The sequence below is a fragment of the Micromonospora sp. NPDC047465 genome (genome assembly GCF_040643125.1).
In the GTDB taxonomy this organism is placed as follows: domain Bacteria; phylum Actinomycetota; class Actinomycetes; order Mycobacteriales; family Micromonosporaceae; genus Micromonospora.
In genome coordinates this window covers 188,018-195,922 of sequence record NZ_JBEYTP010000009.1, presented here as the reverse complement: position 1 = coordinate 195,922, position 7,905 = coordinate 188,018, and the positions used below count along the sequence as shown (strand labels likewise).

Genomic DNA, 7,905 nt, shown 5'->3' with positions numbered 1-7,905 from the left:
GTGGGGTTGGCCCGGGGGGGGGGGTGGGGGGGTTCCCGCGCGGGCCCCACGTCAGCGTGGCTCGCCGCCCCCCCCCCCCCCCCCCGGGGGGGGGGGGCCCCCCCCCGCCCCCCCCCCCCGCCGCGTCTCCGGCCCGCGTCCGCGCTGACCAGGCATCCGCTGATCGGACGAGGCTCCGCACCGATCGTCGCGTTTCACTTGCTGAGACCCTCGGCCGGCGTAGCATGGCGACAGAGTGACGTGGAACTTCCACCCGTTCCCCGCCGTCGCGGTTCATCCGGAGACCCACATGCGTTTCCTGATCGTTCGCACCGACATCCGCGCCGCCGCCGACGTGGACATCGTCGCCGCCTGGGCGTGCGGTGGCCGCCTGCGGGACGAGACCACCACGCCCGAACCACGCCGACAGATCGTGCACGCCGAGGACCGGGACGCCGCGCTGCTGCTGGCCCGGGCTTTATCCACGGTGGGCGCGGTCCGCTCCGGGAAACAGCGGGTCAAGGTGCTCCCGCTCGACGAGCCGGCCCTCGGCTGGCGAACTCGAAGCGACCGGGGCAGCTGACCCCTCCGAGACGTCCGTCGTGGCCGACCGGCTCCCCCGCCGCGTTCCTTGCCCAGCCGACCACGACGGCCCGTGTTCCCGGCCCGTGACCGTCGCGGCAACGGCGGCCACGGGCCGGGACCGCACGTTCGCGCGGTCACCCGCCCGGCCCCGCAGGTGCCGGTTCAGCAGTGGCCGTCGAGCCAGCGGTGGATCAGGAACAGTGCGATGGACGACCGCGGCGGCAGGACCAGCCGGGCGCCGCCCACATCCACCGGCCGCCCCGCCAGGGCCGCCCCGATCTCCGTGCGGGTGAACCACCGGGCGTACGCGATCTCCGCCGGGTCCAGCCGCACCGGGTGCTCCGGGTCGGCCGTGGCGAGGAAGCCCAGCATCAGCGAGCCGGGGAACGGCCACGCCTGGCTGCCCGCGTACGCGATGTCCTCGACCGGGACGCCGACCTCCTCGCGGACCTCGCGCAGCACGGCGGCCTCGGCCGACTCCCCCGGCTCGACGTAGCCCGCGAGGCAGGAGAAGCGGCGCTCGCCGGGGGTCTGCGGCCAGGTGGCGTTGTTGCCGAGCAGGCACCGCCCGCCCGCCCCCGGCACGCCGTCGTGCACCAGCACGATCATCGCCGGGTCGGTACGCGGCCAGATCCGCTCCCCGGCCCGGTCGACGCGGGACCAGCCGGCCTCGTCCACCTCCGTCGGATGCCCGGTGGCCGACGAGTAACGGTGCCGCAGGTGCCAGTTGACCAGCGCCAGCGCGGTGGTGAACAGCCCGGCGTCCCGGTCGACCAGCAGGTGACCGACCTCGCGCAGGTGCGCCGGCCGGGCGCCGGGCACCGCCGGCAGCGGGGCGTCCACGGCGAAGACCGGCACGCCGTCGGGCTCGACGCCGAGGAACATCGGGGACGCCGCCGGCGGCAGGTCGGCCGCGTCCAGCAGCACCAACGCCGGCGGCGACGTGTCCGTGCGTACGAGTGCCCGGCCCTCGTCGCCGGAGTCGAGCACCAGCACCCGCGCCCTGGCCCACGCCTGCGCCAGCCACCCCGGGTCGGTGCGCCGATGCGCCGCCCGGTCCAGGGTGGAGCGGGCCAGCGGCGGCGTGGGCTCCCCGCTCACGGCCGCGCCGGCTCGGTGACGACCGGGGTCAGCGCGGCGAGCTGCGGTGCGATCCGCTCGGCGTCGCCGAGCACCACGGTCACCGCACGGGCCGGGGCGAGGTAGCGGGCCGCCGCCTCGGCCACGTCGGCCACGGTGGCCTTCGCCAGCCGGGCGGCGTGCTCGGCCAGGAACTCCAGCCGCAGCCCGTTGCCGGCGTACGCGCTGGTCAGCGAGGCCAGCCCGGCCTGGGTGGACATGCCGAGCTGGAGGGTGCCGAGCGCGTACTGGCGGGCCTGTTCCAGCTCGTCCTCCCGGGGCGGGAGGCTGGCCAGCCGCCCCAGCTCGTACGTCGTCTCCAGCAGCGCCGGCCCGGTGACCTCGGTGGCCACCTCGGCGGCGGCGACCAGCACCGACCCGGCCACCGAGTGCTCGACGAGCGAGTGGGGGCCGTAGGTGTAGCCCTTGTCCTCGCGGATGTTCTCCACCCAGCGGGAGGAGAAGTAGCCGCCGAAGACCAGGTTGGCCAGTTGCAGCGCGGCGTGGTCGGGATGGGTGCGGGGCACCGCCGGCAACGCGATGCGCAGCGAGGACTGCACCGACCCCGGCCGGTCGACCAGCAGCAGCGGCCCGGGCTCCAGCGGCGGGGCGGGCGGCAGGTCGGCGGTGTGCCCGGCGCCGTTCCACCCCGACAGGGCCTTCTCGGCGGCGTCCAGCGCCCGCTCCGGCTGCACGTCGCCGACCAGCACCAGCACCGCGTCGGCGGGGTGCACCCGCTGGGCGTGCAGGGTGCGCAACACCCCCGGCCGGACCGCGCGGACCGCCTCCGGGTCCGGGGTCTGCACCGCGTACGGGTGCGTGCCGTAGACCCGCCTGAGCAGGGCGGTGCGGGCCAGGTGCGAGGGCTGGCTCTGCGCGACCTGGATCCGGTCGACCAGCCGGTCCCGCTCGGTCGCCACGTCCCCGTTCGGGTAGGTCGCGCCGGTGAGCACGTCGGCGAGGATCTCCAGCATCCGGTCCAGCCCGGTGACCAGGCCGGCGCCGGAGAGCATCAGCCGGTCCGGGTCGATCCCGGCGGACAGCCCGCCGCCGACCTTCTGCAGCTCGGCCGCGATCTGCACGCTGGACATGCCCTCGGTGCCGGAGAGCAGGGTCTGGGCGAGCATCGCGCCCCGGGCGAGGTGGCTGCGGCCGAAGGGCATCCAGAGCCGCAGCTCGACCAGGGGCACCGCCGGCCGGCGTACGGCGATCACGGTCAGCCCGTTGCCCAGCGTGCGCTCGGCCTGCTTCGGCAGCTTGAGCTTGCGGTTCGGGCCGAGGGGCGGCAGCTCCCGCGGCCCGGCCTGTGCGGTTGCCGACGCCTGGCCCTTCTTCGTTCGCGACTGCGGGGCTCGCAAACCCGGCTCACTCCTCGCGCTCACTGGCCTTCCTTCGTTCGCGACTGCGGGGCTCGCAAACCCGGCTCACTCCTCGTGCTCATCGGGCGCCTCCGGCGATGACCTCGATGGACGCGCGGCGCTCGGGCCGCAGGGTGGCCGCGGCGGCCCGGACCTGCTCGTCGGTGACCTCGCCCACGAGCCGGGGCAGGTCGTTGAGCAGCCCCGGCTCGCCACGCTGCTGCTCCAGCACGGCCATCCGCAGCGCCCGGCCGAGCACCGCGTCGGTGTCGCGCAGCAGGTGGGTCGCCATCCGGGCCTGGGTGCGGGCCAGCTCGCCCTCCGTCAGACCGTCGGTGGCCAGCCGGTCCAGTTCCTCGTCGATGGTGCGCAGCACCTTGTCCACGTCCCCGCCGGGCGGCAGGTGCGCCTGGAGCAGCAGCGCCGTCGGGTCCCGCACGTCGAACGGGTCGCCCATGAAGCCGAGGTAACCGCCGAGGCTGGTCACCGCCCGGTCCCGCTGCACCAGCCGCTCCACCAGCCGGGAGGCGTCGCCGTCGGTGAGCACCTCGGCCAGCACGACGTACGGCAGGTAGCCGGCGAAGTCGGTGACCGGGTCGGGCACCCGCCAGGCGCCGGCCACCGCCGGCAGCGGGGCCAGCCTGTCGGTGTACGAGGTGCGCCGCTCCGCGGTCAGGTCGGGCTCGGCGAAGTCGGGCCGCTCCGGCGCGGGCCGGGCCGGCACGTCGCCGAAGTGCCGCTCGACCAGCGCGGTCGCCTCGGCGACGTCGATGTCGCCGCTGACGGCCAGCACCGCGTTGCCGCTGGCGTAGTAGCGGCGGAAGAAGTCGGCGGCGTCGGCGACGGTGGCCGACTCCAGGTCGACGAAGGAGCCGTAGCCGTCGTGCGCGTTCGGGAAGGTGTCGAACATGACCGGCGGCAGGGTCAGCCAGGGGAAGCCCCCGTACGGCCGGTTGAGCACGTTGACCCGGATCTCCTCCTTGACCACGTCGACCTGGTTGCGCAGGTTCTCCTCGGTCAGCCGCGGGCCGCGCATCCGGTCGGCCTCCAGGAACAGCGCCCGCTCCAGGGCGTTGCTCGGCAGCGTCTCGAAGTAGTCGGTGTAGTCGAGGTGGGTCGAGCCGTTGAAGGTGCCGCCCGCCCCCTGCACGTGCCGGAAGTGGGCCAGCTTCTCCAGGTTCTCCGAGCCCTGGAACATCAGGTGCTCGAAGAGGTGGGCGAAGCCGGTGCGCCCCTCCGGTTCCGAGCGGATGCCGACGTCGTAGACCACCGCCACCCCGATCACCGGGGCGCTGCGGTCGGGGGTCAGGACCACCCGCAGGCCGTTGTCGAGGGTGAACCGCTCGACCGGGTACTTCGTCGCTGGAATTCTCGATCTCCGCGCCGCCACGGGATCGACCCTAGCGCGTCGGCACCCGCGCCATCGCCGACCTTCGGCCAGCCGCCTCGGCCGGCGTACCAACCGGCGCGCCCGCCGGTCCCGGCAGCCGGCGGCGACGCCGGGCCCGGCGGCCGTTGAACCCATCCAACGGATAGAGATTGCCGCCTTTACTGAGACACCAGTCCCGTCATGTGGTTGGCCCTTGACGCCAGCTCACCACCTGACCCACTCTTCCTACCAACTAAGTAGGAATACTGCGGATTGGATGGACGATGAGACGGCTCCCCTGGCGTCGGTTGGCCTCCCTGGCCACCCTCGCCGTCGTCGGCGCGGCGACCCTGGGCACCGCCGCCGCGTGCGGCGACGACAGCGAGAGCGCGGGCGGCGGCTCCGGCCCGGTGACCCTGCGGCTCGGCTACTTCCCCAACATCACCCACGCGCCGGCGGTGGTCGGCGTGGAGAAGGGCATCTTCGCCGAGAAGCTCGGCACCGGCGTCACGCTGGAGACGAAGACCTTCAACGCGGGCCCCGCCGCGATCGAGGCGATCTTCTCCGGTGCGCTCGACGCCACGTACATCGGCCCGAACCCCACCGTGAACGCCTTCTCGAAGTCCAAGGGCGAGGCCGTCCGGGTCGTCTCCGGCGCGGCCTCCGGCGGCGTCGCGCTCGTGGTGAAGCCCGGGATCACGTCGGTCGAGCACCTGCGGGGCAGGAAGATCGCCACCCCGCAGCTGGGCAACACACAGGACGTGGCGATCCGCCACTGGCTCAAGGAGAAGGGCCTCACGACGACCAAGGAGGGCGGCGGCGACGTCAAGATCATCCCGCAGGAGAACGCCCAGACGGTGGAGACGTTCGGCAGCGGGGCGATCGACGGCGCCTGGGTGCCCGAGCCGTTCGTCTCCCGGCTGGTCAACGCCGGCGGGAAGGTGCTCGTCGACGAGCGCGACCTCTGGCCGGACGGCAAGTTCGTGATCACCAACCTGATCGTCAGCACCAAGTTCCTCAAGGCCCACCCCGACGTGGTGAAGAAGCTGGTCGAGGGGCAGGTGGCGGCGAACGAGTTCGTCAACGGCAAGCCCGACGAGGCGCAGCAGGCCATCTCCGACCACATCGGCAAGATCAGCGGCAAGCCGCTGGACCTCAAGCTGATCAAGCAGGCCTGGCCGACGCTGGAGTTCACCAACGACCCCATCGCCTCCTCGCTGAAGACCGGGCTCGACCACGCCGTCGCGGTCGGGCTGACCCAGCCGGTCAGCCTCGACGGGCTCTACGACCTGACGTACCTCAACGAGGTGCTCAAGGGCCAGGGCAAGGCCGAGGTCGTCCAACCATGACGTCGACCACGACGGCGCCCCGCAGCGCGACCGGCCCGGTCGCGCTGCGGGGCGTCACCAAGGTGTACGGGCGCGGGGCGAACGCCGTCCTCGCCCTGGACGGGGTCTCCCTCGACGTCGCGCCCGGCGAGTTCGTCTGCCTGGTCGGGGCCTCCGGCTGCGGCAAGAGCACGCTGCTCAACCTCGTGGCCGGCCTGGACCGGCCCAGCGGCGGGCGGATAGCCCTCGGCGAGAGGGTCGAGCCGGGGCTGATGTTCCAGGAGCCGGCCCTCTTCCCCTGGCTGACCGTCGAGGGCAACGTCGAGGTGCCGCTCAAGCTGCGCGGGCTGCCCCGGGCCGCGCGCCGGGAACGGGTCGCCGAACTGCTGGGCACGGTGCACCTGGCCGACTTCGGCCACAAGCGCCCGCACGAGCTCTCCGGCGGCATGCGCCAGCGGGTGGCGCTGGCCCGCACCCTCGTCCTGGACACGCCGGTGCTGCTGATGGACGAGCCGTTCGGCGCGCTGGACGCGATGACCCGCGACATCCTGCACGACGAGCTGGAACGGATCTGGACCGAGCGGCGGCTCACCGTGCTCTTCGTGACGCACAACGTCCGGGAGGCGGCCCGGCTCGCCGACCGGATCATCCTGCTCTCCAGCCGACCCGGCCGGATCATCTGGTCCACCCCGGTCGACGTGCCCCGGCCGCGACGCATCGACTCCCCCGAGGTCGCCGCGGTCGCCGCCGAGGTCACCGGCCGCCTGCGTACGGAGGTGGGCCGCCATGGCCGGTGACACACTCGCCGCCGTCCCGCGTACCGACGCGGAGATCTCGGGGCTGGACGCCCTGGAGCTGGCCGGCCGGGAGCAGAGCAGGCCACGGGCCGCCCGGCTCTGGACGGCGACCTGGCCGAAGCTGGCCGCGCTCAGCATCGCCGTCGGCGCGTGGCAGGTCGTCGTCTGGACCGGCTGGAAGCCCGAGTACGCCCTGCCCGGCCCGGCCGCCGTGGGGCAGGAACTGCTCCGGCAGGTCAGCGGCGTCCAGCTCTGGGACGGACTCGCCACGACCCTGCGCCGGGCGGCGGTCGGCTACCTCTTCTCGGTCGCCGTGGGCCTGCTGCTCGGCCTCGCGGTGGCCCGGTCACGGATCCTGCGGGCCGCGATCGGTTCGATGATCACCGCGCTGCAGACCATGCCGTCGATCGCGTGGTTCCCGCTGGCGATCCTGCTCTTCGAGCTGAGCGAGAAGGCGATCTTCTTCGTGGTGGTGCTCGGCGCCGCGCCGTCCATCGCCAACGGCGTGATCGCCGGCGTGGACTACGTGCCGCCGCTGCTGCTGCGCGCCGGCCGCAACCTCGGCGCCCGGGGGCTGAACCTGTACCGGTACGTCATCGCGCCCGCCGCGCTGCCGGCCATCGTGGCCGGCCTCAAGCAGGGCTGGGCGTTCGCCTGGCGCAGCCTGATGGCCGGCGAGCTGATCGTGGTCGGCATCTCGCAGACCTCGCTGGGCGCCCAGCTGACCTACTCCCGGGAACTGTCGGACTCGCCCTGGCTGATCTCCACCATGATCGTGATCCTGGTCCTGGGCCTGGTGGTCGACGCCGCCTTCGGGGCGGCCGACAAGGCGATCCGGCGCCGCTGGGGCGTACTGGACCAGGCCGGTCAGTGACGTGTACGTCTCCGCGCGCAGCGACTACGCGCTCCAGGCCATGCTCGCCGTCGCCGCCGCCGACCCGGTCGGCGGCGGCGGGCTGGTCAAGGCCGCGGCCCTGGCCGGCCGCCAGGACATCCCGCTGAGCTTCCTCCAGGGCATCCTGGTCGACCTGCGCCGGTCCGGCCTGCTGCACAGCCACCGCGGCACGGACGGCGGGTACACCCTCGCCCGCCCCGCAGCCGAGATCAGCGTCGGCGACGTGCTCCGCGCGGTGGGCGGATCGCTGACGACGGTCCGCGGGCTGCCGGCCGACCAGGCCGGCTACCGGGGCGCGGCGACCGGGCTCCGGGACGTCTGGCTGGCCGTGCACGGGGCGGTCGCCCTGGTGGTCGACCGGACCACCCTCGCCGACCTGCTGGGCACGCAGCATCCGGCGGTCGACACGCGGCAGGCCCCCACCCGCTGACCGCCGGCTCCCGGCGGCGGCCCCGCCGCGGCGCCCGGCCGGTGG

8 protein-coding genes are annotated in these 7,905 nt (G+C 74.1%); 5 read left to right on the top strand and 3 right to left on the bottom strand.

Translation table 11 applies throughout. The annotated features are described in order from the left end of the window. Positions 1-289 precede the first annotated feature (289 nt). Positions 290-562 carry a hypothetical protein gene (locus ABZ793_RS11840; RefSeq protein ID WP_350704157.1) on the top strand — a complete coding sequence of 91 codons (273 nt, stop codon included), beginning with the start codon at positions 290-292 and terminating at the stop codon, positions 560-562. 164 nt (positions 563-726) lie between these two features. Here ABZ793_RS11840 and nudC read toward each other — a convergent pair whose 3' ends face one another. The 3 genes from nudC to ABZ793_RS11825 all read right to left on the bottom strand — a co-directional run bounded on the left by nudC (position 727) and on the right by ABZ793_RS11825 (position 4,431). Beyond that, entirely contained in the window at positions 727-1,665 is a 939-nt protein-coding gene (gene nudC / locus ABZ793_RS11835; protein WP_357455673.1) for an NAD(+) diphosphatase, read from the bottom strand. Continuing rightward, the gene (locus ABZ793_RS11830) at positions 1,662-2,972 is read right to left on the bottom strand and encodes a pitrilysin family protein (RefSeq protein ID WP_357455692.1); all 1,311 of its coding nucleotides are present in this window, start codon (positions 2,970-2,972) and stop codon (positions 1,662-1,664) included. The genes nudC and ABZ793_RS11830 overlap by 4 nt, the downstream gene beginning before the upstream one ends. Before the next feature lie 148 nt (positions 2,973-3,120). Next, positions 3,121-4,431 (bottom strand): pitrilysin family protein, encoded by a 1,311-nt coding sequence (locus tag ABZ793_RS11825; RefSeq protein ID WP_350703848.1) that lies wholly within the window; start codon positions 4,429-4,431, stop codon positions 3,121-3,123. Between the two features lie 263 nt (positions 4,432-4,694). On the opposite strand from ABZ793_RS11825, the gene ABZ793_RS11820 reads away from it, so the two are divergent. From ABZ793_RS11820 to ABZ793_RS11805, 4 genes are read left to right on the top strand one after another with little or no spacing between them, the layout of a single operon-like run. Then, complete coding sequence (locus ABZ793_RS11820) at positions 4,695-5,759, top strand: ABC transporter substrate-binding protein (RefSeq protein ID WP_357455670.1); 1,065 nt, start codon at positions 4,695-4,697, stop codon at positions 5,757-5,759. Next, a complete protein-coding gene (locus ABZ793_RS11815; RefSeq protein ID WP_357455667.1) occupies positions 5,756-6,535 on the top strand; it encodes an ABC transporter ATP-binding protein in 780 nt (259 codons plus the stop codon). Before ABZ793_RS11820 ends, ABZ793_RS11815 begins: the two co-directional genes overlap by 4 nt. After that, the gene (locus ABZ793_RS11810) at positions 6,525-7,409 is read left to right on the top strand and encodes an ABC transporter permease (RefSeq protein ID WP_357455664.1); all 885 of its coding nucleotides are present in this window, start codon (positions 6,525-6,527) and stop codon (positions 7,407-7,409) included. Before ABZ793_RS11815 ends, ABZ793_RS11810 begins: the two co-directional genes overlap by 11 nt. Before the next feature lies 1 nt (position 7,410). Continuing rightward, positions 7,411-7,860 (top strand): Rrf2 family transcriptional regulator, encoded by a 450-nt coding sequence (locus ABZ793_RS11805; protein ID WP_357455661.1) that lies wholly within the window; start codon positions 7,411-7,413, stop codon positions 7,858-7,860. Positions 7,861-7,905 lie beyond the last annotated feature (45 nt).

Excerpts from the sequence above, each read along its gene's own strand:
- ABZ793_RS11815 (WP_357455667.1), top strand. The coding sequence starts at position 5,756 with ATGACGTCGACCACGACGGCGCCCCGCAGCGCGACCGGCCCGGTCGCG.
- ABZ793_RS11820 (WP_357455670.1), top strand. The coding sequence starts at position 4,695 with ATGAGACGGCTCCCCTGGCGTCGGTTGGCCTCCCTGGCCACCCTCGCC.
- ABZ793_RS11840 (WP_350704157.1), top strand. The coding sequence starts at position 290 with ATGCGTTTCCTGATCGTTCGCACCGACATCCGCGCCGCCGCCGACGTG.
- ABZ793_RS11810 (WP_357455664.1), top strand. The coding sequence starts at position 6,525 with ATGGCCGGTGACACACTCGCCGCCGTCCCGCGTACCGACGCGGAGATC.